The 26,726-nt window shown below is 37.2% G+C and carries 24 protein-coding genes; 10 read left to right on the forward strand and 14 right to left on the reverse strand.

Translation table 11 applies throughout. The features are described from left to right. Positions 1 to 86: 86 nt before the first annotated feature. Entirely contained in the window at positions 87 to 821 is a 735-nt protein-coding gene (locus tag RMA95_RS04085; RefSeq protein ID WP_311069660.1) for an aspartate/glutamate racemase family protein, read from the forward strand. A gap of 9 nt (positions 822 to 830) precedes the next feature. On the opposite strand, the gene yddG is transcribed toward RMA95_RS04085, so the two are convergent. Continuing rightward, complete coding sequence (gene yddG / locus RMA95_RS04090) at positions 831 to 1,742, reverse strand: aromatic amino acid DMT transporter YddG (protein ID WP_311069661.1); 912 nt, start codon at positions 1,740 to 1,742, stop codon at positions 831 to 833. A 349-nt stretch (positions 1,743 to 2,091) separates the two neighbouring features. Here yddG and RMA95_RS04095 point away from each other — a divergent pair, with 349 nt between their 5' ends. Together RMA95_RS04095 and RMA95_RS04100 are read left to right on the forward strand one after the other, a co-directional pair. Next, entirely contained in the window at positions 2,092 to 3,441 is a 1,350-nt protein-coding gene (locus RMA95_RS04095; RefSeq protein WP_311069662.1) for a sorbosone dehydrogenase family protein, read from the forward strand. Between the two features lie 189 nt (positions 3,442 to 3,630). Next, positions 3,631 to 4,782: a sterol desaturase family protein gene (locus RMA95_RS04100; RefSeq protein WP_191001408.1), complete on the forward strand. Its 1,152-nt coding sequence runs from the start codon at positions 3,631 to 3,633 to the stop codon at positions 4,780 to 4,782. Between the two features lie 38 nt (positions 4,783 to 4,820). On the opposite strand, the gene RMA95_RS04105 is transcribed toward RMA95_RS04100, so the two are convergent. Beyond that, positions 4,821 to 6,023, reverse strand: a complete 1,203-nt coding sequence (locus tag RMA95_RS04105; RefSeq protein WP_311069663.1) for an MFS transporter — start codon at positions 6,021 to 6,023, stop codon at positions 4,821 to 4,823. 137 nt (positions 6,024 to 6,160) lie between these two features. Here RMA95_RS04105 and RMA95_RS04110 point away from each other — a divergent pair, with 137 nt between their 5' ends. Next, positions 6,161 to 6,721: a TetR/AcrR family transcriptional regulator gene (locus tag RMA95_RS04110; RefSeq protein WP_311069664.1), complete on the forward strand. Its 561-nt coding sequence runs from the start codon at positions 6,161 to 6,163 to the stop codon at positions 6,719 to 6,721. A gap of 480 nt (positions 6,722 to 7,201) precedes the next feature. After that, the gene (locus RMA95_RS04115; protein ID WP_311069665.1) at positions 7,202 to 8,500 is read left to right on the forward strand and encodes a dicarboxylate/amino acid:cation symporter; all 1,299 of its coding nucleotides are present in this window, start codon (positions 7,202 to 7,204) and stop codon (positions 8,498 to 8,500) included. A gap of 241 nt (positions 8,501 to 8,741) precedes the next feature. On the opposite strand, the gene RMA95_RS04120 is transcribed toward RMA95_RS04115, so the two are convergent. The 11 genes from RMA95_RS04120 to RMA95_RS04170 all read right to left on the reverse strand — a co-directional run bounded on the left by RMA95_RS04120 (position 8,742) and on the right by RMA95_RS04170 (position 19,242). Next, complete coding sequence (locus RMA95_RS04120; protein WP_000758190.1) at positions 8,742 to 8,945, reverse strand: hypothetical protein; 204 nt, start codon at positions 8,943 to 8,945, stop codon at positions 8,742 to 8,744. Between the two features lie 359 nt (positions 8,946 to 9,304). Further along, positions 9,305 to 10,036, reverse strand: a complete 732-nt coding sequence (gloB, locus tag RMA95_RS04125; RefSeq protein WP_209046110.1) for a hydroxyacylglutathione hydrolase — start codon at positions 10,034 to 10,036, stop codon at positions 9,305 to 9,307. A gap of 146 nt (positions 10,037 to 10,182) precedes the next feature. Further along, complete coding sequence (locus RMA95_RS04130; protein ID WP_022575478.1) at positions 10,183 to 10,878, reverse strand: methionine ABC transporter permease; 696 nt, start codon at positions 10,876 to 10,878, stop codon at positions 10,183 to 10,185. Beyond that, positions 10,875 to 11,900 (reverse strand): methionine ABC transporter ATP-binding protein, encoded by a 1,026-nt coding sequence (locus RMA95_RS04135; protein WP_004708029.1) that lies wholly within the window; start codon positions 11,898 to 11,900, stop codon positions 10,875 to 10,877. The genes RMA95_RS04130 and RMA95_RS04135 overlap by 4 nt, the downstream gene beginning before the upstream one ends. 75 nt (positions 11,901 to 11,975) lie before the next feature. Then, complete coding sequence (locus tag RMA95_RS04140) at positions 11,976 to 12,848, reverse strand: MetQ/NlpA family ABC transporter substrate-binding protein (RefSeq protein ID WP_311069666.1); 873 nt, start codon at positions 12,846 to 12,848, stop codon at positions 11,976 to 11,978. A 471-nt stretch (positions 12,849 to 13,319) separates the two neighbouring features. Further along, a complete protein-coding gene (gene purD, locus RMA95_RS04145; protein WP_004700803.1) occupies positions 13,320 to 14,606 on the reverse strand; it encodes a phosphoribosylamine--glycine ligase in 1,287 nt (428 codons plus the stop codon). Between the two features lie 125 nt (positions 14,607 to 14,731). Beyond that, positions 14,732 to 16,306, reverse strand: a complete 1,575-nt coding sequence (gene purH, locus RMA95_RS04150; protein ID WP_311069667.1) for a bifunctional phosphoribosylaminoimidazolecarboxamide formyltransferase/IMP cyclohydrolase — start codon at positions 16,304 to 16,306, stop codon at positions 14,732 to 14,734. 88 nt (positions 16,307 to 16,394) lie between these two features. Next, the gene (fis, locus tag RMA95_RS04155) at positions 16,395 to 16,664 is read right to left on the reverse strand and encodes a DNA-binding transcriptional regulator Fis (RefSeq protein ID WP_001086304.1); all 270 of its coding nucleotides are present in this window, start codon (positions 16,662 to 16,664) and stop codon (positions 16,395 to 16,397) included. 376 nt (positions 16,665 to 17,040) lie between these two features. Beyond that, the gene (locus RMA95_RS04160; protein ID WP_311069668.1) at positions 17,041 to 17,883 is read right to left on the reverse strand and encodes a zinc-ribbon and DUF3426 domain-containing protein; all 843 of its coding nucleotides are present in this window, start codon (positions 17,881 to 17,883) and stop codon (positions 17,041 to 17,043) included. A 13-nt stretch (positions 17,884 to 17,896) separates the two neighbouring features. Further along, positions 17,897 to 18,802 (reverse strand): 50S ribosomal protein L11 methyltransferase, encoded by a 906-nt coding sequence (prmA, locus tag RMA95_RS04165; RefSeq protein ID WP_311069669.1) that lies wholly within the window; start codon positions 18,800 to 18,802, stop codon positions 17,897 to 17,899. Between the two features lie 155 nt (positions 18,803 to 18,957). After that, positions 18,958 to 19,242, reverse strand: a complete 285-nt coding sequence (locus RMA95_RS04170; RefSeq protein WP_311069670.1) for a hypothetical protein — start codon at positions 19,240 to 19,242, stop codon at positions 18,958 to 18,960. Positions 19,243 to 19,474: 232 nt separating this feature from the next. On the opposite strand from RMA95_RS04170, the gene mnmG reads away from it, so the two are divergent. Continuing rightward, positions 19,475 to 21,355 carry a tRNA uridine-5-carboxymethylaminomethyl(34) synthesis enzyme MnmG gene (gene mnmG / locus RMA95_RS04175; RefSeq protein WP_311069671.1) on the forward strand — a complete coding sequence of 627 codons (1,881 nt, stop codon included), beginning with the start codon at positions 19,475 to 19,477 and terminating at the stop codon, positions 21,353 to 21,355. Between the two features lie 387 nt (positions 21,356 to 21,742). On the opposite strand, the gene RMA95_RS04180 is transcribed toward mnmG, so the two are convergent. Beyond that, on the reverse strand, positions 21,743 to 22,750 hold the full coding sequence (locus RMA95_RS04180; protein WP_200027567.1) for a YafY family protein: 1,008 nt from the start codon (positions 22,748 to 22,750) through the stop codon (positions 21,743 to 21,745). Between the two features lie 225 nt (positions 22,751 to 22,975). On the opposite strand from RMA95_RS04180, the gene RMA95_RS04185 reads away from it, so the two are divergent. The 4 genes from RMA95_RS04185 to RMA95_RS04200 are packed head-to-tail and all read left to right on the forward strand — an operon-like array spanning position 22,976 to position 26,678. After that, positions 22,976 to 24,526 (forward strand): circularly permuted type 2 ATP-grasp protein, encoded by a 1,551-nt coding sequence (locus tag RMA95_RS04185; RefSeq protein ID WP_311069672.1) that lies wholly within the window; start codon positions 22,976 to 22,978, stop codon positions 24,524 to 24,526. 22 nt (positions 24,527 to 24,548) lie between these two features. After that, a complete protein-coding gene (locus RMA95_RS04190; RefSeq protein WP_263614055.1) occupies positions 24,549 to 25,145 on the forward strand; it encodes an alpha-E domain-containing protein in 597 nt (198 codons plus the stop codon). A 2-nt stretch (positions 25,146 to 25,147) separates the two neighbouring features. Further along, positions 25,148 to 25,927 carry a transglutaminase family protein gene (locus tag RMA95_RS04195; protein WP_263614054.1) on the forward strand — a complete coding sequence of 260 codons (780 nt, stop codon included), beginning with the start codon at positions 25,148 to 25,150 and terminating at the stop codon, positions 25,925 to 25,927. A gap of 16 nt (positions 25,928 to 25,943) precedes the next feature. Beyond that, entirely contained in the window at positions 25,944 to 26,678 is a 735-nt protein-coding gene (locus RMA95_RS04200) for a proteasome-type protease (RefSeq protein WP_263614053.1), read from the forward strand. Positions 26,679 to 26,726: the final 48 nt, after the last annotated feature.

Below are 26,726 nucleotides of genomic sequence, written 5' to 3' on the forward strand. Positions count from 1 at the left end.
GATTTAATCAAGAGAGCAATTTCCTTCTAGTGATGTTTAGCTTTTTATGGCTATAAAGAATAGATCAAATAAAAGGACTGAAATGAATGAAAACGATTGGCTTGATAGGCGGAATGAGCTGGGAGTCGACATCGCTTTATTATCAACAAATGAATAGAACCGTTCAGGACAAATTAGGAAAGTTACATTCAGCTAAAGTCATTTTAAATAGTGTCGATTTTGAAGAAATAGCCGGTTTACAATCAAAAGGTTTATGGCAAGAGGTAGGCGAATACTTAGCTCAGCAAGCAATGAATTTAGAGAAAGCTGGGGTAGATTGTATAGTGTTATGTACCAATACCATGCATAAAGTAGCTCCTCAAATTGAAGAGGCCATTACGATCCCATTCATACATATTGCCGATGCCACAGCAAAAGAAATTTTAAGTCAAAATATCCGAAAAGTTGCACTGTTGGGAACAGCTTTCACCATGGAGCAAGACTTTTATAAAGCCAGATTACAAGACCATGGAATTGAGGTAATTATTCCAAATGAAACCAGTCGCAAAACAGTACATCGTATTATCTATGATGAATTATGCTTAGGCGTGATTAATCCAGATTCTCAACAAAAGTATATGACCGTGGTAGAGGAGCTGATTGCGGAAGGTGCCGAAGGTATTATTTTAGGCTGTACTGAAATTTGTATGTTGATTGGTGATGTTAAATTTTCTGTACCGTTATTTGATACCACGACCATTCATGCAAAAGAAGCTGTTAATTTTGCTTTAGAGCAAAAAACTAAAACTAACTCTGTTGCTGATAAGTCTGTATCAGTATGACCTAAGCTTTTAATTCTTTTTGAAATAAGTACTGATAACTGCCCAATTTGTTGAAAGCCAGCAAATGAGAGAACCTGCTGTAACCATAGCCGTTCCTTGCCAAAAGCTGATTGATAACTCGGTTTGTAAAACCAACATGGCAAGCAGAGAAGAGATGATGGGCGTAAAGTAAGAAGCAACTACTAGCATGGTGGTGTTGCCATGAATAATGCCAATATTCCATGCTGCATAACCTAGCCCAATTGCAGTGGATGCGAAGACTAGAGATAAAGTTGTATTTAAATCGAGTGATGGCAAAACGGCTTGACCACTAAATAACAACTTTAGCCACAAGGTTGCAGCAACGCCAATAAAGAAAATAGAAATAGGGTTTTGCCCTTTACCTATTTTCTTGGTTAATACACAGTAAAAAGCCCAGATAATGGCACCTATAAATGCCAAAATATAACTTAGAGGATTGCTATAAAAGTTATCGATAACTCGACTTAGACTAAAATCTCCGTTTCCGGTCTGAATAAAAATAATGCCGAAAATTGAAATGATTAAGCCTAAAATAATAAATACATTAAATTTTAGTTCTTTAAAAATTACAAAAGCTAATACCGTCAAACTTGGCCAAAGGTAGTTCACGATACTTACTTCAATCGCTTGTTGTGCCGTCTTTGAATAAGCAAGAGCAAACGAAAAACAGAGCTCATAAGCAATAAATAAAATGGCACCTAAAATTAAATATTTTTTAGAAATTAACTTAAAATTTGGCACTCTAAAAATAATAAGGAGTAGCAACGCGCTTAAAGAGTAGATCAGTGTAATTCCAACATCTGGCCCAATCACAGTCGTGATATGTTTTACAAAACCCACCATTGAGGCCCACATCAGGATCGCACTTAAACCAATCAATGTTGCTAATTTTTTTGACATAAGAAATAAATGAACTTAATTAAACGCCTGAGCTACCGTGAAAGTTAAAAATAGTTAAAGTAGGTCAGGGTAAAGGAATTTTTAATTAAAAAATAGGCGAGATCGACAAAATTAGCTAATAAGTTATTATCAGCCAACATAAATACTTTACATAACAATCCTAATGCGAAGTTTTAATTTGTAGTTATGATGAAGGGGATTTAAGTGCCTAGAAAACACTCGGTTATGTATTAAAATTTTTAAAATATAGACTGTACTGCTCAGCACAGTTAAATAAATAAACTATAAGTCTCTCTTCTAAAGCATTACCCTGTGCATATTGCGAAAAAATAAGAAATGGAGATAAAAGATGCTTACACGTTTTTTACTGCCGATTTTAGGCACGACCGTTGTAGTTCTAGTTACAGGGTGTGCTTCATCCTCTAAATATCCGATTGCTGAGAGTTATGGCCCGGAACCAAAATTACCTGAACCTAAATCAAGCCTATTACCGACCGTAAATATAGCACCCGCGCAAGGGTGGCCAAGTGGGGTAATGCCAAAACCGGCAGAAGGCTTAAAGGTAAAAGCATTTGCTAAAGGACTTGAACACCCACGTTGGCTCTATGTATTACCAAATGGTGATGTGTTAGTTGCTGAAACAGATGCTCCTCCTAAACCCGAAGACAGTAAAGGCATTAAAGGTAAAATCATGACGTTTGTGATGAGACGGGCAGGCTCATCTCATCCGAGTGCTAACCGTATTACTTTACTTCGTGACACCAATGGAGATGGAGTTGCCGATCAGAAAACGGTATTTCTTCAAAATTTAAACTCACCATTTGGTATGGCGCTAGTCGGTAATAATTTGTATGTTGCCAATACGGATGCACTTGTGCGTTTCCCTTATCAGGAAGGCGAGACAAGAATTACTGCGAGTGGCACTAAAGTATTAGACTTACCTGGTGGCCCTTTAAACCACCATTGGACCAAAAATGTCATTGCCAATCGTGACGGGACAAAGCTCTACATTACCGTCGGTTCTAACAGTAATGTTGCTGAAAATGGTCTAGATCAAGAAAAAGGCCGTGCACAAATTATGGAGTTTGACATCGCAAGCGGGCAGTCACGTCCATTTGCAACTGGACTGCGTAATCCCAATGGTATGGCGTGGCAACCTCAAAGCGGTAAACTCTGGACGGTTGTTAATGAGCGTGATGAAATTGGTAGTGACCTAGTACCCGATTATATGACATCGGTTCAAGATGGAGCTTTTTATGGCTGGCCTTATAGTTACTATGGTCAACACGTAGATGTGCGAGTCAAACCACAAAATTCAGCAATGGTCGCTCGTGCAATTAAACCTGACTATGCACTAGGCAACCATACGGCTTCTTTAGGTCTTACATTTTATGCAGCCGAGCTGATGCCACAATTTAGAGGAGGTGCATTGATCGGGCAGCATGGTTCTTGGAACCGTAAGCCTCACAGTGGTTATAAAGTCATTTTTGTACCATTTAGAAGTGGTCAACCTTCTGGCCCACCGCAAGATATTTTGACTGGATTCCTCAGTGATAAAGGTAAGGCTTATGGGCGCCCAGTGGGGGTGGCAATTGATTTTTCGGGTGCACTATTAGTCGCAGATGATGTTGGTAATACAGTTTGGCGTGTTTCACCTGTTGCTGAAACAACCTATGAGACTCCATATAAAAATAAATAGCCTATTTCCACGTTCTGAAATAGATAAATATTTATAATAACTAACCAATTAATCCTGTTTTTGTGTTGATTGGTTAGTTTTATTTATATATCTATTTTTAGTCTGAGTTAAATAAGGTTCTTTTTACAATTAATAATTAAATTTTGTTAGCATGCGCGGCATAGAGAATAAGAACTGTTGATATGAATTATGACCGATCAATTAAGAGCAAGATTTGAAAATTTAGAGCTTAATGCGGGTTTAGGAAAAATTAGTGCTTTTATATCCATGGCATTAAGCTTACTTTGCTTATTTGGAGCTTTATGTTTTTTGTTTCCCAGTGTGCTGACAACTCCTGAGTTACGTCCACTTTATGCAAAGCACTATAGTCTTTTTTATTATGGCCTCATTACAGGCATAATCATTAGCGCAGGTTTTGGAGCATTTAGTGCAATCATCCGACAAAATCGATATGGCTTTTATGGTTTATGCTTTGCACTCATCGCAGCAGTATTAGGCTGTGGTGTTATTCATGCTCCAGTCATTCCAAGCGTACCATTTTATGCAGGCATTGATTATTTTGTACTTACCTTAGTCATTTTGGCTTTTATTTTTATACCCCTTGAAGGCTTTTTTGCTAAAAACCCTGAACAAAAGATCTTAAGAGTGGGCTGGGTGACCGATATGAAATATTTCATGGTCAGCCATATTGGTATTCAACTATTTAGCTTCTTAACGGTTATGCCAATTCAGTATTGGATTACGCATTTACCTGATAACCCAATTGTGCCGTATGTTCAAGCTCAGCCAATTTGGCTGCAATTCATTGAATTGCTCATTGTGGTTGATTTTACGGTGTATTGGTTACATCGAGCCATGCATGAAGTTAACTTTTTATGGCGTTTTCATGCGATTCATCATTCGACTGAATATATGGATTGGTTAGCATCTTCCCGTTTACACGTTGTTGAAGTTTTAATGACTCGCTTTATTGCCACTTTACCGATTTTTCTTTTAGGGTTTCATACTTCTGCTGTTTTTGCCTATTTAATTTTTATTTCGTTTCACGCGATTTTTATTCATTCCAATGTACGTTTTCGATTTCCATATTTACGTTGGTTTATCGCAACACCGGAATTTCATCATTGGCATCACTCTTCAGAAAAACCTGCGATTGATAAAAATTACGCTGCTTTTATTCCGCTTTATGATGTCTTATTTAAAACTGTATATATGCCGAATCATTTGGCAAGTGTTTATGGAACAGTTGGCTATAAAATTCCAAATAGTTTTATAAAACAGTTTACTTGGCCATTTAAAAAGTATGTAAAACGTTTTTTAAAACGCTGGCGTGACCAGTAAATGTTAAAAAAGCCTCTGTTCGAGGCTTTTTTATATAGTTATTTATTTTTAAAATTTCTAAAAATCATGAAAAGGGCAACAAGTGATAGTAAGACAATAAAGCAGATGTAGCTATTTGCTGTATGCATCAGTCCAATCTTACCCACAAAATAGCCAGCTAAAATTGCAGGAATACTAAAAGCCAAATAACTTTCAACGAAAAATGCTGCCATAAGTCCAGCACGTTCTTCTGGAAGAGCCAGCGGCATTACACTACGAATGGCTCCCATAAACGCCGTACCAAAACCAACGCCAGTAATAATAGAACCTAAAAATAAAACTACAGCATTGGTTAGGTTAATGGCGATGAATAAGACAATGGCACCAATAGCAATCGAGAGCGTACCGGTTAATAAAATACGAAAATTTGTCGACTTTCTAAGCGTTAATATACCTGCCGCACCGGAAAGGGCGAGCGCCATAAACATAATACCGTTTAGCCATGCCGATGAAGTATGGAAAATTTTTGCTAGTAAAGATGGCATGAGTGACAAGAAGAAACCACTGACCATCCAAAGTGCAATATTAATTGGGCTAATAGTTAATAAAGCACTTTTCGTTTGCGTAGGAATAGCCATCGCAGGCTTTAAAGAAGCAAGCGCACCAGCTCTTTTTTGTGCAGTCTCTGGGGTAAGAAAACTTAAAATGAGTTCACAAATAAGAAGAAAACATAAGAATTCAAAAACAAGCTGTAACGGGTGAGCGGAGAGCTGCAAAATAGAACAAGTCAGAAAAATCCCAACAGCCATACCTATCATTGGTGCAATACTATTAATCAGTGAGCCATGAAGCTTACTAAAATCTAAAATGGCTGCTCCTATAGCTGAAACAGCAAGCCCTGTTGCGATTCCTTGTAAGCCTCGTGCGATAAATAGCATCGAAACATCTGAAGCAAATAAAAAGAAGCTCATTGAAATAATTTGTAGAGAAATGGCAGCAATAATGACTGGTCGACGCCCAATATAGTCAGACAGAGAACCAATAATCAGTAATGATCCCAGCAGGGTAAAAGCATAAGTTGCAAAAATTAAAGTTAATGTGACCGGTGAAAATTGCCATATCTGTTGGTATAGACGGTAGAGCGGCGTTGGTGCACTAGATGCAGCCATAAATGTCATAAGCGTAATTGTGTTGAGTGTCAAAGCGCTTGCAGCATCTAATTGAAAAACAGCTCTTGACCGTTTTGAACTTGAATTGTTCATAGAACATGAATAACATAAAAGCGAATATTTAGCTTTTATACATTATTTTGACACTAAAGCAAATCCTTAGCTTTAGTGTATTTTGTATATAGATATAAATATTTATAAATTTTTTGATCCCTTTACAGAGTTTATAAATGGCAAAAGTTGTTACTGGATTACGCCCTGGTGGTCGCAGCGAGAGAATACAAACTGCAGTACATAATGCTGTAAAAGAATTACAAAAAGATTTCGAGCAAAGCCAAATTACAATTCCAATGATTGCAGCACAAGCAGGGGTAACGCCTTCAACCATTTACCGTCGATGGGGTGATATCAATCAGCTATTTTCAGATGTAGCTTTAAATGAACTCAAACCAGACATGGAACCCAAAGATTTGGGTTCATTTGAACGAGATATCACAGCATGGGTTGAACAATATTTTGAAGAATATGCTTCCGAAGTTGGGCAAGATTTATTACGAGACGTACTCTATACGTCAAATTCGGATTCTAACAATGCCCGTAAATGTGAAACCTTAATTATTCAACAACTCGACATTATTCAAAATCGAGCAAAATTACGTAATGAGTTCACTATACCGAACCAAGAAATAATCGAGACTGTAATCGCACCTATGCTATTTCGGATTTTATTTACCAATCAGGAATTAAGCCTAGATTACGTACATGGTCTTTTAAAACGCCTATTTATTTAAAGTAATAGGCGTAACTTCCTATTTTTAGATAAAAAATAGCTTATTTAAATAGCTCACCAAATAGGTTTTTGTTTTTATTAAATAACTATATATCAATATTTCTTATTATTTAAAAACTAAATTTTCATAATTTAGAATAAACATGAAATTGTTTTGGTCATTTATTTTTGAAATGATTGTTTTGTTAAATTAAAAACAAAAGATAAAAGTTCTTAAAGAGGTTCTTAATAGAATTAATTAAATAATAAACATGTGGTTAGGTGTATTTTTAAGGTTTTTTTCTAAATTGTAATTTTAAATAATGCAGAAAAAGATAGACTTTATATACAAAAATATACATGGTTTTTAAATTTTACATTTTCTAAATTTATAACACAGGGTATTTTTTATTCTTTACAATGGCTTCACTTCCTTTAAAGCAGCTTGTGGTGCACGCTTTATATTTTATTTTTTTATCCCCATCGAACAGGTATTTAGATAATGGATTTCAATACCCTTGACCAAGAAACCGTACAGAAAAAACAGAAATTTCACCAAATTTTGTATGTACAGGTCATCTTTGCAATTATTTTAGGCGTTTTAATTGGTCATTTTTACCCTGAACTTGGACAGAGCTTAAAACCGCTCGGTGATGCATTCATCAAAATCGTTAAAATGATTATTGCTCCCGTAATCTTTTTGACTGTGGTTACCGGTATTGCCAGTATGACGAACATGAGTCGGGTTGGACGCGTGACTGGTAAAGCAATGCTGTATTTCATTACTTTCTCAAGTCTTGCACTTGTGGTTGGTATGATTGTGGCAAACATCATTCAACCGGGTAAAGGTCTAAACATTGACCCAGCAACCTTAGTCAGCGATAAGGTAAATACTTACGTTGAGAAGGCTCATGCCACCAATATTACTGACTTCTTCATGAATATTATCCCGCAAACCCTGGTAAGTCCGCTTGCTGGTGGTGAAATTTTGCAGGTTCTATTTGTAGCAGTGCTATTTGGTATTTCTTTAGCTGCTTTAGGCGATCGTGCACGTCCAATCACTGATTTCCTAAATAACTTAACGGCACCAGTTTTCTACTTGGTTGGCATGTTAATGAAACTTGCGCCAATTGGTGCTTTTGGAGCTATGGCATTTACTATTGGTGCTTATGGAATCGAATCAATCGGTAATTTATTAGTATTGATTATGACTTTCTATATCACGGCTGTACTGTTCGTACTAATCATTTTAGGTGCTGTAGCGCGTTACAATGGCTTTTCAATTATTGCTTTAATTCGTTATATCAAAGATGAACTCTGGTTGGTTTTAGGTACAAGTTCATCTGAAGCAGCTTTACCGTCTTTAATGGATAAAATGCAAAAAGCGGGATGTGAAAAATCTGTAGTGGGCTTAGTTATTCCTACAGGTTATTCATTTAACCTTGATGGTACTAACATTTATATGACTATGGCTGCTTTATTTATTGCACAAGCATGTAATGTGGACTTATCCATTAGTGAACAACTTGCCTTGCTTTTAGTGGCAATGGTGAGTTCAAAAGGTGCAGCAGGGGTAACAGGTGCAGGCTTTATTACACTCGCTGCTACTTTATCAGTTGTCCCATCTGTACCTGTGGCAGGTATGGCGCTCATTTTAGGTATTGACCGCTTTATGTCTGAGTGTCGTGCATTAACTAACTTAATTGGTAATGCATGCGCAACAATTGTTGTTGCTCGTTGGGACAAAGCTCTGGACAAGGACGTTCTAGATAAAGCATTAGGTAAATCTAAAACGGATTAATTATTTAAAATTTTAATTCGAAATAAAAAACCTGTAGCAATTGGCAATTTGGGAGAGGCGCCATGCTACAGGTTTTATTTTATCTAGTCGAAAATTTAATTTAAAAAAACTATCTTGTATGTAAATGCTTAATTATGGGAGGCCAATATAAAATTTTCACAAACTCTCATATAGATCTACTTTGAAAGCAGAACTTTTAAGTTGCCTATACTGAAAATAGTATATGCAAAACAGCTCAAGCTTACGCTTTTAAGTGATCCTCAAACTCTTCACCTAATTGCATCGCTAAGGCGTTACCAGCCAAATCACACGTGACTAAGCCATACTCTTTTTTAAAACTGAAAGTGAAACCTTTTCCATCGGCCAAGTTTTTAACCGAATACCCTAATTTTTCTAACCAAATACGGAACGCAATTAAATTTTTAGCTTTAACAACCTTTTTCACGTGAGAACTCCTTCTTCTATCCGTGTCTTACACCTTATTTATTAATAGGGATTTACCTAGATTTTTTAAAGGGGGAAAACTTTGTTTTATTTTGCAACTTGTAAAAAAAGTAAAAGAGATAAAGTAATCTTCTTCATTTTATAAATTTATTCAGTTTTTATGTAATCAATTTTTGTACTAATAAATTGTAAGTATTTAATTTTTATGATTATTTTAAAATAAAAAGATTAGGGTAAAATTTAATCAAAATAAGTTAATTTAAAATCAATAAATGTAAAAAATAATTTCATGAAACATGCTTTATTCAAAAAGATACAGTTCTTAAAATGAAACTGTATCTTTCTATAAAGCCCATAAATTTAGAAATTATCTTTTAAACTACGTAAATGAGCGAACTCATCTACACTTTCAGCACGTAAAAATGGATTAGTTGCCAATTCAAGTTCAATACTACTTGGTAGGGTAATTTTACCTTCCGTACGAAGCTTACGAACTTGTTCTGCACGTTCTTGTAAGGCATGATTTTCAGGTTCTACGCTTAAAGCAAACTCAGCATTAGAAAGTGTATATTCATGCGTGCAATAGACTTTGGTTGTGGTTGGAAGGGCTGCAAGACGATTTAATGAGTGATACATTTGCTCTGCCGTACCTTCAAATAATCGACCACATCCCATTGCAAACAAAGTATCTCCACAAAAGAGCGCATTCAACTCTTCAATAAAATACACAATATGTCCCAGGGTATGACCTGGTGTGGCAATAATCTCTGCCTTTAAATCATTAAATTTTAGATGGTCATCATGTTGAAGGGGATGAGTAATACCGGGAATTTTACTTAATTCATCTCTTGGACCATATACAGTCAGAGTAGAGTTAGCAGTTAAATCTGCAACGCCACCGATATGATCTTTATGCCAATGCGTAAGCCAAATTTGCTTTAAGGTTAAATCATGGTCATTGCAAAATTGAGTGACTAACTCAGCTTCTGTTGGATCAACTGCAACAGCTTCATGAGTTTCAGTATCTTCTAAAATCCAGATATAGTTTTGTAGGGCATTTTGCACATCAATAAAATGAATTCTATAACGCATTTTTTTATCCTGAAACCAAATCCAAAGAGTAACCACTAATTTTGATGATAACAGAAAATGGCATTAAGCCATGTACTCAACTTTTTAATAACAGGAGACTATAAAAACAAAAAGCCCCCGTTTAGGGAGCTTTCTATATAAATGACTTAGCGTATCTTAGAGAGCCAGTTGCCTAAAGTCTGTACAATCTGTACCAAAAGCAACAGGATAATCACTGTTAAAATTACAACGCTTGTATCAAAACGTTGGTAGCCATAAGAAATGGCTAAGTCACCAATACCACCAGCACCAACTGCACCAGCCATAGCGGTCGCACCAATAAGGCTAATCGTAGCAGTCGTCAAGTTCAAAATAAGAGAACTACGAGCTTCAGGTAAAATAAAGCGTGAAATAATCTGCCAAGGTGTTGCACCCATTGCTTGAGCAGATTCGATAATTCCTTCATTTACTTCAAGTAGGGAAGTTTCAATAAGTCGGCCCATATATGGTCCAACATAAATCGTTAAAGGAACGATTGCCGCCCATGTACCAATCGAAGTACCTACCAAGAACTTTGTAAGTGGAATAACTGCAATAAGCAAAATAATAAATGGGAGAGAACGCAGAGCATTTACAATTGGGTTGAGTAAATGATAAATGAATCTGTTTGGTAAGATCCCTTCTGGGCGAGTTACAAGCAGAATAATGCCTTGGATGAAGCCCCAAATACCACCAAATATAAGCGCAAAGAACACCATATTAAAGGTTTCTTGTAAGGCAGTTACAAACTGGTCCATAGAAAGCGAACTGTGCCAGAAAGGCTGAGTAAGTTCAGTTAACCATTGTACGATTAAATCTCTCATACTTGATCTCCTGATTGAACGACGCTCACTTCATTTTTCTCTAAAAACTCAATCGCTTGACTGATCAACTGCGGGTCACCTAAAAGCTGTACAAACATTTGACCAATCACTGTGCCATTAATTTCAGTCATATTGGCAAATAAGATATTTAAACTAATATCATATTGTTTAATAAGTGACTGAATCACAGGTTCTTGAGCCGAACGTCCTAAGAATTGTAGGCAATAAATGCTGTGGTGATGTTGATTTTCTAATTGATTTAGAATGTTAACTGGCAACTGTTGATGTAAAACAGTTTGTATAAAGTTTTTAGTTGTTGGATGCTGAGGATTACTAAAAATATCAATAGTTGAGCCTTGCTCAATCACTTTGCCAGCTTCCATAACTGCAACATGGTCACAAATAGATTCAATGACATCCATTTCATGAGTAACCATAACAATTGTGATTTTCTGTTCTTGATTGATTTTCTTTAAAAGCTCTAGAACGGATTGTGTAGTTTGTGGATCTAGTGCAGATGTGGCTTCATCACATAATAAAATTTTAGGATGATTTGCCAAAGCACGAGCAATACCTACACGTTGCTTTTGACCGCCAGAGAGTTCATCTGGGTAAGCATCTTTTTTATGCTTAAGATCAATAAACTCTAATAATTCATTTAAACGCTTTTCACGTTCTGCTTTTTTATAATTTAGCAGACGCATTGGCATTTCGATATTTTCAGCAACTGTTTTAGTTTGAAGCAAATTGAAATGCTGAAAAATCATACCAATATTTGCACGCTCCTGACGTAATGAACGTGCATCTAAAGCAGTGAAGTCCTTTTGATTAATAATAATCTGACCTTCATTTGGTCGTTCAAGTAAATTAATCAGGCGAATTAAAGTACTTTTACCTGCACCACTATAGCCAATAATGCCGAAAATACTGCCCTCTGGAATCTCTAAATTGATTTGATCGAGTGCGCGTATGGTTTGGCTTTTGAGCTGATAGTGCTTTGAAATGTTTTTAAATTGAATCATATCGTCAGAAACTATGCTTGAAAGAAAAAACAGGCAAAGATAATTTGCCTGTTTCACGTTTGGGCTATTATATTACTATTTAGCTTCTGAGAGATAGCTGATTGGTTTGTCTACGTCAACTTTTGTTCCACCAAAGTGTTCTTCAATGTATTTTTTAACAGCTGCAGTGTGGTAAAGCTTACCAACTTTTTGCAAGACAGGATCATTTTTACGTGATTCAGCAGTTGCTAGAACGTTGACACTAAGTTTTGAGATTTGATCAATAGGTTCATAGAACATAGAATCTTTGAGTACGTTTAAACCTCCCTCGAGTGCTATGGTATTATTTAATACAACTGCATCAAATTCATTTTTAAGACGTAATGCAGTTTCCATTTTGATTGGTTTGATGTTGATCTTTTTAGGATTTTCGATAACATCAATTGGACTGCCCTGAACAGGATTATAGTCAGCTTTAAGCTTGATTAAGCCAGCAGTTTGTAACAAGAGTAGCGCACGAGATTCGCTGGCAGCATCATCCGGGATTGAAATAATTGCACCTTCAGGAAGTTCTTCAATTTTTTTGTATTTACTTGAATAAATCCCCATTGGCTCAATATAAGTGGTAGAAACCGCTGCAATCTTATCCGGGTTTGAATTATTAAATACAGTAAGATAAGAATAAGCTTGGAATGCGTTCAAATCTACTTCTTTATTTGCAACTGCTGTATTCATTGAAACGGAGTCTGAGAAGTTTTTTACTTCTAACTTCAGTCCAGCAGCTTGGGTTTCAGGTAAAGATGCGATATAACGCCAAATGTCAGCATCCGAACCTGTAGAGGCAATTACTACCTTTTGTACTTTGGAACTATCATTGTTTTGTTCGGCTTGTTGAGCATTTTCTTGTTTGCTACATGCTGTCAATAATACTACTGACATGCTTAAAAAAAGGCTGATCAGCTTTTTCATTTAAAAAAGTCCTGATTAAGATATAGAACAATAACGATTGATCTATATCAATATGAAAAGAGAGGAGTTGGAATTACAACTAGTCTAAACTCTGTGATCTTTTTCTGGGGTTCCATAATTTGCTTGCATATTTTGGCTATAACAGAGGGTAATTGTTTAATAAACAAAAACTGTTTCCCCAAACAGTTCATCCCCAACAGTAGCCAAACGAGCATTCATAAATTTAGAATATTAAAAAACTCTCTACAGGCATAATTTGTAGAGCAAGTCTTTATGGAAATTATTAAAACAGCAGTGTCTGATGACAGTTACAACTATGTACTAATGATAGCAATAAAAATGTAGTTGATATAGAGGGCTTTTTTCTATTTGTTGATATCTTAATAAATCTTATAAAAATTTATATCATTTTCTTTTGTTGGTGTACAAAATAAAAAAGCTCCCTAAATAGGAAGCTTTTTTTGCTAACTTTTATTCAGCTTTTTCACGTGCAATCGCGCGGTAACCGATGTCACTACGGTATTGCATACCTGTGAAAGTTACTTGGCCGCATACTTCTAAAGCATTAATTTGTGCTTCAAGAACGCTGTCACCTAAAGCAGTTACGCAAAGTACACGTCCACCAGAAGTCACAATGTGACCATCTTCACGAGTTGCAGTACCTGCATGGAAGATTTTAGTATCTTCAGGTGATTGGCCGATACCAGAAATCACATCGCCTTTACGTACGCTATCTGGGTATCCTTCTGCTGCAAGTACAACACCGATTGACTTACGCTCATCCCACTCAGCTTCTTTTGGTAAATTACCTGCAATACCTGCTTCAACCAAATCAACAAGAGATGACTTTAAGCGCATCATGATTGGTTGAGTTTCAGGGTCACCAAAACGGCAGTTAAATTCAATTACACGTGGTTGACCTTGTTCATCAATCATTAAACCAGCATATAAGAATCCCGTGTAAACATGTCCGTCAGCCGCCATACCATCGACAGTTGGACGCATAATTTCCGTCATTACACGTTCAAAAACATCTGGAGTTACAACTGGAGCAGGAGAGTAAGCACCCATACCACCAGTGTTTGGACCTTGGTCGCCTTCAAAAATACGTTTATGATCTTGTGAAGTTGCCATTGGTAAAATATTTTTGCCATCAATCATACAAATGAAAGAAGCTTCTTCACCAGCAAGGAACTGTTCAATTACAACGCGTGAACCAGCATCACCAAATTTGTTACCTGCAAGCATGTCATCAATTGCTGCAAAAGCTTCTTCGTTGGTCATTGCAACGATTACGCCTTTACCAGCCGCAAGACCGTCAGCTTTAATAACGATTGGTGCACCATTTTTTTCAACATAAGCTTTAGCTGCATCAACTTCAGTAAATACATCGTAAAAAGCAGTTGGAATGTTATGGCGTTTTAAAAAGTGCTTAGCAAATGCTTTTGAGCCTTCAAGTTGTGCTGCATATTGAGTCGGTCCCCAAATTTTTACACCAGCTTCACGTGCAGCATCTACTACACCATTTACTAATGGTGCTTCTGGACCAACAACAACGAGTTCAACATTATTTTCTTTAGCAAAAGCAATAATTGCTGGGTTGTCTAAAATATCAAGTTGAACGTTAACGCATTTTTCTTCAGTTGCAGTTCCAGCATTACCAGGTGCAACAAAAACTTGAGTCACTTTGGTATCTTGCGCGATTTTCCATGCTAAAGCATGCTCACGACCACCACTACCTAAAACTAAAATATTCATTTTTAATTTGTTCCTTAACTTTAATCCTTTTTCATCCCCCTCTATTTCTCGAAGTGGAGAGATAGTTCCATTATTGTGGAAAACCCTCCTGAATAAAAGGAGGGTTAGGGAGGACTAAATTTAAATTAGTGGCGGAAATGGCGCATACCAGTGAAGACCATTGCAATACCAGCTTCATCAGCTGCTGCAATGACTTCTTCATCACGCATAGAACCACCTGGTTGAATAATGCATTTAATGCCAGCTTTAGCCGCATTATCAATACCGTCACGGAACGGGAAGAATGCATCAGATGCCATAACGGCGCCTTCAACAACCAAACCAGCATGTTCTGCTTTAATTGCAGCAATACGCGCTGAGTTAACACGGCTCATTTGACCCGCGCCTACACCAATAGTTTGACGGTTTTTTGCATAAACAATAGCATTTGATTTTACATATTTCGCAACTTTCCATGCGAAAATAAGGTCATCAATTTCTTGTTCAGTCGGTGCACGTTTAGTAACTACTTTAAGATCATCTTTAGTGATCATGCCCAAGTCTTGGTCTTGAACAAGTAAGCCACCGTTAACGCGTTTATAGTCAAGTTGTGGAGCGCGTGCATCAATTGCAGGTAATTCGCCACATACTAAAACACGAACATTTTTCTTCGCACCAGTTACTTCAAGTACGCCATCAGCAATGCTTGGAGCAATAATAACTTCAACGAATTGACGATCAACAATTGCTTGAGCAGTTGCAACATCTAACTCGCGGTTAAATGCAATAATGCCACCGAAAGCAGATTCTGGATCTGTTGCATAAGCTAAATCATAAGCGGCTTTAATGCCGTCTAAAGAAACCGCAACACCACAAGGGTTAGCATGTTTTACGATTACACAAGCTGGTTTAGCAAATGATTTAACACATTCAAGTGCAGCATCTGTGTCAGCAATATTGTTATAAGACAATTCTTTGCCTTGTAATTGTTTTGCTGTAGAAACAGAAGCTTCTTTTGCTTTTGCTTCAACATAGAAAGCAGCAGATTGGTGTGGGTTTTCACCGTAACGTAAATCTTGTGCTTTGTTTAATTGAGTGTTGAACGTACGAGGGAATAAATCAGCTTCACCTTCGGTCTTACCAACGCGAGCGCCTAAGTAAGAAGCGATCATGCCATCATATTGAGCTGTATGTTCAAATGCTTTAACAGCTAAATCGAAGCGTGTTTCATAAGAAAGTGAACCAGCAGCTTTTAATTCGTTAATCACTGTATCGTAATCTGAAGCATTTACAACAATACCCACAGAAGCGTGGTTTTTAGCAGCAGCACGCACCATTGTTGGACCGCCGATGTCGATATTTTCGATAGCATCAGCAAGTGAACAGTTCGGTTTAGCAACTGTAGCAGCAAATGGATAAAGGTTAACTACAACTAGATCGATTGGATCAATGTTGTGTTCTTGCATCACTGCTTCGTCTAGACCACGACGAGCTAAAATGCCGCCATGAATTTTTGGATGTAGTGTTTTTACACGGCCATCCATCATTTCTGGGAAACCAGTATGTTCAGATACTTCAACAACAGCAATGTTATTATCTTTAAGCAACTTATATGTGCCGCCTGTAGATAATAATTCTACCCCTAAAGCTGCAAGGTTTTGAGCAAATTCGACAATTCCTGTTTTGTCTGATACAGAAATCAAAGCACGTTTAATAGTCATGATGTTCAAGTCAACAATTTCAAGTCTACGGATTAAAACCAATTAGAAGCATAAAAAAATGCCCACGACGTCGTGAGCATTTTATCATTTATTCACTCATTAAACCGTGAGCTTTTAACTTTTTGCGTAAAGTGCCGCGGTTTAGTCCAAGAATTTCTGCGGCACGTGTTTGGTTGCCACGAGTATATTCAAGAACTACAGATAAAAGAGGTTTCTCCATTTCTGCTAGCACCATGTCATATACCTGAGATGGTTGCTCACCTTGCAATTGTGCAAAATAATGACGAACTGCGCGATCCACGTGGATGCGAAGAGCAACATCAGATTGTGCAGTAAAAATAGGAGATTTGCTATTCATGCGAGTTAATCCGAAAATCAAATACTAGCTTGGGTAAAGTAGTATATAAATGTGGTCTAAAAATACGGAGTCCTGTTTTAGATCCTAAAACAGTGACTCTAAAACATAAGAACAATTAGCTTGCCATAATTCTTCGTATTGAGTAAAAAATAAGCGTAACAATAGTTAAATATTTGTTACAGCCCCCTCAAAAACAAAAAAAGTTAGGCTATGTGCTTAATGTAGAAAAGCACACATGCTTAACAGTATATTTTTTGAATTGAGAGCGAGGAGTATATGAGTCAAAGCTTTCGTGGCGCGTATCATACCATTGTCTAGGAAAAAGTGAGCAAATTAACTGCATTTTTTTTTAATTTTTTTTCACTTTTTTTACAATTTAGGGGTGGACAATTTCTAATCGATAATTTACTAGGCTTTTTTTGCTTTTATTTAAATCAAATTGAAATCTAAAAGGTGTATTAGTGGGGATGCGTTGAATGCCACGTAAATTTTCAACCAAATATTCCTGCGGTTGAAAAATGATTTCTTCTTGCTCGTCTTCTTTGCCAAAACTTAGTTTTAGATTAGGCAACTCAATACTTTTATTATTTTGATTGATTAGAACACCAGAAAATTGCGTATGTTCTGTATCAACTCTACGTAGTTTTACCTTTTCTATATAAAGAAGTTGATATTGTTCAGTTGACTTACTGCAGTGCAATATTTGACAGACATAATTAAATGCATGGCTAATAGCAGGACTCTGCTGCATGAGTTTCGGGTTGAACCAGAGAATCTGAAAAGTAAAAACCAAAATCAGTATCAGATTCGCAGAACTCCAAAGTGTATAGTACAACCAGCTATGCTTTTTACCGTTATCTTGTTCAGGTGAAGTTGCTTGTTCAGCTAAGTTGAGGTTGGGGAGTGCATTGATTGGCTCGTTATGGAAGTAATTTAAATTATTTAAATACGTCAAAAGATCAATATTAGAGTTTTCAACTTTTTGATCAAAGATATCTAACACATGTGAATGAGTCATATATCGTGTTTGAATCGAGCCGTCAGCTAAAACAGAGGAATTTGTTGCTTCTGGAAGTTCAACATTAACTAAGTTGGTTAGAGCATTAAAATTTAAATTACATTTAGGGCAACAAACCATGCCCTGAGCAACAGTTAACTGGGTCAGAGAAACTTTATAAACTGTTAAACATTTAGGGCAGCGGGTTTGTTTTTCATTCATGAGTTAAATAGTCTCAATTTATTGTTTTGCGTTTTCCTGATATACGACACCAGTTTTCTTCGCGCTTTTCGACGTCTAATATATCAAAAAAATCAGAATAAACACCTGAAACATCAGCTACTTGCTCTTCAATCACACCAGCAAGTGCGAACTCACCATCAGATTTAAGTAATTTTGCAAACTCTGGCGCAAGTGCCATTAATGGTCCCGCTAAAATATTTGCTACCAAAACGTCTGCTTGTTGAGGTTTGAATTCTTGATCAAACTCTTCAGGAAGGCCAACATATAGGCGATCTAATACTCCATTAAGTTCAGCATTTTGTTTTGTTGCTAAAACCGCTTGTGGGTCGATATCTGTCGCAAATACTTTTTTAGCGCCTAATAATAAAGCTGCAACACCTAAAATTCCTGAACCACAGCCATAATCAATGACGATCTTATCTTTTACATCGGTTTTACCTAACCATTGTAAGCATAAGAATGTACTTGCATGGTTGCCTGTACCAAAAGCAAGTCCTGGATCAAGTTTAATATTGGTCGCATCTGCTTCTGGTGGTTCTAACCATTCTGGCACAATCCAGAATTTTTCCCCAATTTGAATCGGTTCATAATAATCCATCCATGCGCGTTCCCAAACTTGGTCTTCAAGTTCTTCATGACGCATAGGTACATTTGGAAGCTGAGCTTTTAAGAAAGCTTCTAAAGTGTCAACATCAATTGGGTCTTGTTCGTCTTGTTGATAGATACCTGTAACAATGACTTTATTCCATAAAGGTGTTTCACCTGGTAATGGTTCAAGTAGAGCCTGATCTTCGGCATCATCCAGAGTTACGCTTACCGCACCTAGAGACATTAATAGTGTTTCTGTGAATTCAACTTGTTCTTGATCAACGGTAATGTGTATTTGTAACCACTTCACGAAAAGGACCTAAAATTTTATTTAAAGGCATATTGTAGCTGACTAGAAGGCTTTAAAAAAGAAAACGGCCCATCTTTAATGGACCGCTTTTGAAAATGATGATCTGGTATAGAAGAAAATAAAGTGATTTCTTTATACCTTAAGTCAAAACTATATTAAGGAGCAGGGGCTTTAAATTGTAATTTGCCATTTTCATTTGGTTGGCAAGTACCATTAAAGGTTACCCCATTATGGCTGTAAGACACCCATTCGCCCTGACGTTTTTTAGCACAAGCTCTCAGTTCTTTTTGCGTTACTGATGTACCTGACTCTGCAGCATGCTTAGTTGTTTTAGCAGTATGAGTCGATTTAGCAGTATGATTGGTCGCAGCGTGGGTCAACGTTACGCCTGAAAAGCAAAGGAGAGATGCGGTTAAGATTTTTAACATGGTACTTTTCATTTTGTGTTCCTTCTAGTTGCGTTAGTTTTAAAGTCATAGAAGTGCTGTACAATTTTTATTCTAAAATGAAATATTTGAAAAAACATTCACTTTGTATTGAATTCATGCAACAAAATGTCAAAACATGTGGTGTAGCGTAAATCATGTGATGACAATTTTGTAATTATGTACATCAATAAGCAGATAATTTTGCTATAATGTTCCGTCTTTTTTTTCTGGTGTTTTTGTACTCATGCACTATCCTAAAGTTTATGATGTTATCGTTATCGGTGGCGGTCACGCAGGTACGGAAGCGGCACTTGCTGCGGCGCGTATGGGACGACAGACTTTGCTTTTGACCCATAACATTGAGACTTTGGGTCAGATGAGCTGTAACCCAGCAATTGGTGGTATTGGTAAATCACACTTAGTTCGTGAAATTGATGCTCTTGGCGGTGCGATGGCTTTGGCTGCCGATAAAGGTGGTATTCAATTCCGTATTTTAAACTCGCGTAAGGGTGCGGCAGTACGTGCAACGCGTGCTCAGGCTGACCGTGTTCGCTATAAAGCTGCGATTCGTGAGACTTTGGAAAACCAAGCAAATCTTGATATTTTCCAACAAGCGGCCGATGACCTGATTGTTGAAGGTGATACTGTTAAGGGTGTTGTTACCCAAATGGGTATTCGCTTTGACGCAAAAACTGTTGTGTTGACTACTGGTACATTCTTGGGGGGTGTTATTCACGTTGGTTTAGAAAAATCAAGTGGTGGTCGTGCAGGAGATCCTCCTTCTATTGCTCTTGCTCAACGTCTGCGTGAATTAAAACTACCGGTAGGTCGTTTAAAAACAGGTACTCCACCGCGTATTGATGCCCGTTCAGTTGATTTCTCTGTTATGATACCACAACCAGGTGACTTCCCGTCTCCAGTCATGTCATTTATGGGGGATGCTTCAATGCACCCTGAACAAGTGAACTGCTATATCACGCATACCAATGAAAAAACGCATGACATTATTCGTGGTGGTTTAGACCGTTCACCAATGTATACCGGTGTCATTGAAGGTGTAGGTCCACGTTACTGTCCTTCAATTGAAGACAAGATTCATCGTTTCTCTGATAAAGACTCACATCAGGTATTTTTAGAGCCAGAAGGCCTAGATACACATGAGCTTTATCCAAATGGCATTTCGACTTCATTACCATTTGATGTTCAGTTTGAACTTGTTCGCTCAATTCGTGGTATGGAAAATGCCCATATTTTGCGTCCGGGTTATGCAATCGAATATGATTATTTCAACCCGCAAGCTTTGAAATTTACTCTAGAAACCAAAGCAATTAACGGCTTGTATTTTGCAGGACAAATTAACGGTACTACCGGTTATGAAGAAGCAGGTGCCCAAGGTTTACTTGCAGGTTTAAATGCTGCGCGTCGTGCATGGGAACAAGAAGAATGGACACCTAAACGTGACCAAGCTTATATGGGCGTATTGGTTGATGACTTGATTACTTTAGGTACGAAAGAGCCATACCGTATGTTCACTTCACGTGCAGAATATCGTTTGATGTTACGTGAAGATAATGCCGATCAACGTTTAACAACTATTGGCCGTGAGCTTGGTTTGGTTGATGATGTTCGTTGGGCTGCTTATTGTGAAAAAATGGAAGCAGTTGAGCGTGAAACATCGCGTCTACAGCATTTGTGGGCAGCGCCTAATAACCCAATGGGTAAAAAGTTTGTCGAAATGACTGGTGCTGACTTGAGTAAAGAATGTAGTGCGATTGATTTGCTCAAACGTCCTAATATTAATTTTGCTCAAATTGCAGAACTTACGGGTTCAGAAGTTTCAGAACAAGTTGGTGAGCAAATCGAAATTGCTGTTAAATACGAAGGTTATATCAACCGTCAGCATGAAGATGTAGCTCAATTAAAGCGTCTTGAAGAAACCAAAATTCCTGCCGATTTTGATTATGATGTCGTTTCTGGTTTATCTCGTGAAATTACTCAGAAATTAAAAACTGTTCGTCCGGAAACATTAGCTCAAGCGAGCCGTATTCCTGGTGTTACTCCAGCTGCTGTTCAGCTAGTAATGATCACGATTCGTAAAAATAACATGATGAAAAAAACAGCTTAATCATTTAAGTATGTAAAAAAAGCCCAGTTAAGACTGGGCTTTTTTATTTTCTGATCAAAAAATATATTAAAACTTCCTAAGGAAGAAAATAGATTACACTTCCTTTTTTTCTTATTTCACATGTTTAAAAGCGAAGGTTATATTGAATTCACGTTCAAACAAGAGGGCTTTAAACATGACAATGAAATCAATTCGCTACAATGGATATGATTTGGCATGCCAATGCTCATGTTCAATATAGCGCAAACGAAGAAGCAGATCAGTTTTGGTGGGGGAGAACATATTGATCTGAAAATAAATAAAAGTATAAATGCCAATATAAAATTAAGAAAATTATAATTCAAAATCTAAAGAGAACCATATGGTTCTCTTTTTTATATCTACTGATTATTTGCTCTCAGTTTCGATTTCCCGTACAGCATTGTGTACTTGAACTGGTTCAATATGAAGCAGCTTTTTACCGAAACTTCGTAACCACCAGACGAGTTGAGAGGTAAATGGAACAGTTGCCGTAACTTCGACAATGTTTTCTTCAATTGGAGTAATGGTCTGGTCTTTACTTAACTGACTTTCATAAAAAGTTTTGGCGGTTTGTTCGGTCATGGTTAAGGTGAGTTGAATAGATTCAGTAGGCTGGTTGTAATCTACTCTGAAGCCTAAAGCACCCGAGTCAATATAATGGTCAATATCAAAATTAACGGGGTGGAGCGCACGACTTTCTAAAACCTTAGCGGATTTGAAGCGGTGTAGGGCAAAGGTTTGCACTTCAGTTTTGTCGTGTCGGGTGCAAATTAAGTAAATAACAGCACCTTTTTGGACCAACGCGAGTGGATTTAAAATATAAGTTTTATCTTCACCTTGATTTACTCGGGCTTGATAAACACATTCAATTTGTTTGTCTTGTAATAAACCTTCATAAATTGCCTGTTGAGCAGCACGGTCGACTACAGGTGGAATGAGTGGTTGGCTTGCTGGCACAATCCGCACACGATTAATCCATTGCCTTACATTATTTTGTGTAGAAAGACTGCGTTTTGCTAAATCAAACCAAGGGCCCATCTCATCAAGTAGGCTTGGTGGGAGCAAATGTTTAAGATGTTCTTCAACCATCATAAAGGTTACTGCTTGAGAGCTTGTCATATGCGGTAAGCTTTGAATTGGTGCATCTGATTGCCAACGCCAGCCTTGAGGCACAGCTTTGTTACTTTCAATTGGAAAACGCTGAGCAATTTGATTTAAATCACGCTGAATTGTCCTTAAACTGATTTCAATACCTTCACGCTCAAGCATTTCTTGCAATTCTCGAGTCCCGATCCATTTACCGGTAGGAAGGCGAGATAGAATCTGCCACTGGCGATATAAACTATTTGAAGTTTCTTTTTCTATTACAGACATAAGCGTAATACATCTATATCCAATTGCTTTGGTGTCAACACAATAAAAAAACTTTACACATTTAGCAAGTTTGTCAGATTCGGTTTATGGCTACTTTTACAATCAATGCTAAAATTTAGAAGAAAGTTATAACAAAGAAAGCCAATAAGCATTATAGATATATAAGTGGCACTGAAATTGCTTATTTAAAAATGAAATATAGATAAATGATAAGACGAGGTTGCTATGTCAGAACAAGAGAAAGACCTACAAGCCGATATTGATTATTTTTTACAAGAGCAGGCGACCAACGCATTACTTAATCAAACTTCGTTTATAGAAAATCTTTCGGTACAGACGAACTTATTTGAACAGCTAAAATCGCAGTTTTTTAACGAAATGCTAGATGATGTGACATCTAACGGTGCCGCTTCTAAAAAAATTGAGCAATGGTTGAGCATTCGCACTTTAGATGAGCTTAAACAGTTAAATACGGAGGCCAAACAACATTTTCTCTATCAAGGTATTACATTTAATGTTTACGGTGATAAAGAGGGTGCAGAGCGAACAATTCCTTTTGACTTAATTCCAAGAGTAATCGAAAAAAAACAATGGGAGAAAATAGCCGCTGGCTGTGCACAGCGCGTGAAGGCTTTAAATTACTTTTTAGATGATATTTATCATGGGCAGCATATTTTAAAGGAACAGTTAATTCCAGAAAGTCAGATTATTTGCCATGAAGCTTTTCAGCCACATATGCTTAAACATACGCTTAAAGGTAAAATTTATTCTCAAATTAGTGGGATAGATATTATTCGTGACGGTGAAGGGGAGTTTTTCGTACTGGAAGATAATTTAAGAACACCTTCTGGCGTATCGTATATGATTGAAAGTAGAAATATTAGCCAGAAACTTATGCCAGAGCTTTGTGCTGCTAATAATTTACAAGGAATTGAACACTACCCAAGCTTATTAAAAGAAATACTTCAAGAAAATTCAGATGTTGATCGACCTTTCATTGTGGTTTTAACCCCAGGGCGTTTTAACAGTGCTTTTTATGAACATGCCTTTTTAGCACGTGAAATGGATGTGCCACTGGTCACTAACCGAGATTTATTCGTAGAAAATGATCAAGTATTTGTAAAAACAATTCGAGGACGTCAAAAAGTTGATGTGATTTATCGCCGTTTAGATGATGATTTTTTAGATCCGCTTGCGTTTAGACCTGATAGTGCTTTAGGTGTAGCGGGCCTAATGTCTGCTTATTTACAGAAAAATGTAGTGATTGCTAACGCACCCGGTACTGGAGTAGCTGACGATAAGTCGATTTATCCATATGTTGACCAGATGATTCAATATTATTTGGGAGAAACTCCAATTCTGAAAAATGTACCCACTTATCAGTGCCGTGAAAAAGAACATTTAGACTATGTGCTAGCTCATCTAGATCAATTAGTGATTAAGGAAGCTCAAGGATCTGGTGGGTATGGCATGTTAATTGGTCCTAAGGCGAGCTCATGTGAAATTGATGAATTTAGACGAAAACTGATTGCTACACCGCATGAGTATATTGCACAGCCAACTTTAGCTTTATCTGTTGCACCGACTTTAACCACATCAGGAGTGGCTGAGCGCCATATCGACCTACGCCCGTTTGTATTGAGTTCTCCATATCGCACAGAAATTGTGCCTGGAGGCTTAACCCGAGTAGCCATGCAGGCAGGATCTTTAGTCGTAAACTCCTCACAAGGGGGAGGGATTAAAGATACATGGGTCGTTGAAACGCTACATTCCTAATGGCTGGTTAAAGAGGACATTTATGGTTTTACTCAATTCGAGTGCACACCACATTTATTGGTTGGGCCGTTATTTAATGCGGATTAAATTTGCTGTATCACACTTGCCATTTACAGATGATGAAAAAGCAACTCAATTTGCAGCAGCATTTGGGCTGGTCATTGATCAAGCAGAATTACTGAATTGCTATATGTTAGATACGAAACAAACATATTCGTTACTGAACCAATTCGTTATTGCTAAAGATAATATTCAGGAATTAAGAGGAATATTATCTTCGAGCGCTTATGCGGAATTGAATCATGCGATTAAGTCCATTCGAGCTCATCCTAATTCATTAAGACAGGCTCTAGATAAATGTAATCAAATACTTGATGCTGAACATGAAGATATAGCGTTATTTCTGCATTTAGGACAAAAGATAGAATTATTTGATATACAACTACGTTTTCAGCAAGATCTTACAGGTCTTTTACAGGAGCTAGATAAATTACTTCAACGGTTGAATGATTTAGGTTGGAATATGCTTAATCAATCGTGGCAATTATTAAAAGATCATCCGACTTGGGATGCTTATTATAATTTTACTCAGCAGCTGGAATATATGTTCGAGGCATGATTATGAAATTGATGGTTAATCATCAAACGCATTATAATTATACTGAAACTGCTAAAAACAGCATTCAGTATATTAAAATGATGCCTCAAACATCGCTGCATCAACATGTTGTAAATTGGGCAATCAGTGTTCCAGGTGATAAAACACTGAAAAGAGATATTTTTAATAATGTCTGGTTAACTGCTACTCAGCGTTATGAATATCAACATCTCACTTTCATGGCACAGGGTATTGTAGAGCTTCTAAATACAGAAATAGGTGGGGTAGATGTACCTATACCAACCAATCTATTTCTTCAAAGTACAGAAGTGACTAAATATGATTCTGAAATGTTGGATTTTGCCCAGAAAATTGTAACTGTTAAAGATCGACAGCATATTGCCTTGCTTAGCGAAAATATTTTGCAAAAGATGCCATATCAACCAGATAGTACATCTGTTCATACCACTGCTACACAAGCTTTTCACACAGCTCAAGGGGTATGCCAAGATCATGCGCATGTTTTAATCGCCATGTGTCGTGCGTTACAATTACCAGCACGTTATGTCTCTGGTTATTTATTTGATCAAAACTATCCGCACCTAGCCAGTCACGCTTGGGCGGAGGTATTTTTAGATAATCAGTGGTATTGTTTTGATGTAAGCAATCAATTGTTTACGCCAAAGCATCATATTTATCTGGCAGTTGGTCGGGACTATCTTGATGTTGCCCCAATTCGAGGGGTGCGAGAGCAAGGTGGTATTGAAAATATGATGTCTGTGGTTCAAGTGCTGGCTTGTTGAATGTAAAGAGAACGAAATGACCTATTGTTGTGCGCTGAGATTAGAACAGGGTTTGGTGTTTATAAGTGACACTCGAACTAATGCCGGGGTCGATCATATTTCTGTGTTTCGTAAATTGCATACTTTTGGTGTGACGGGAGAGCGGTTTATTGCCTTGCAAACAGCAGGTAATTTAGCAACGACACAAGCGGTTATTGGGCATTTGCAAAATGCGCTCACTTTGCAGCAAGAGCCTAATTTATATAGCATTAATACAATGTTTGAAGTGGCCGATTTAGTCGGTAAAACTTTAAAAAATGTTTTAGAAGATATTAGCTCAGATACTCAAGAACAAATGAATTATGCTTGTAGTATTTTGGTGGGTGGGCAAATCAAAGGCGGCGATATGCAGCTTTATAATGTTTATCCGCAAGGTAATTTTATTTGTGCGACAACAGACACGCCTTATTTTCAAATTGGTGAAAGTAAATATGGTAAGCCTATTTTAGATCGTGCTTTATATTATGCGATGCCGTTGGATGATGCACTGCGCTGTAGTTTAATCTCGTTTGACTCAACTTTGCGTTCTAATGTTTCGGTAGGTTTGCCATTAGATGCGCTGGTCTATAGCAAAGATAGTTTTGTGATCCCTATGGGTAAACGAATTAGTGAAGACGATCCATATTTTTCACAAATTAGTCGTCAATGGTCGGATACTTTGCGCCGTGGTTTACAAGAAATGCCAAAACCTACAGATGATTACTGGCGTTGAAAGCGACTTCAAATAAAAAATCCAAGCTTGCTTGGATTTTTTTATTTA

The organism is Acinetobacter sp. V110_1 (assembly GCF_031798975.1).
Classification (GTDB): Bacteria; Pseudomonadota; Gammaproteobacteria; order Pseudomonadales; family Moraxellaceae; genus Acinetobacter; species Acinetobacter nosocomialis_A.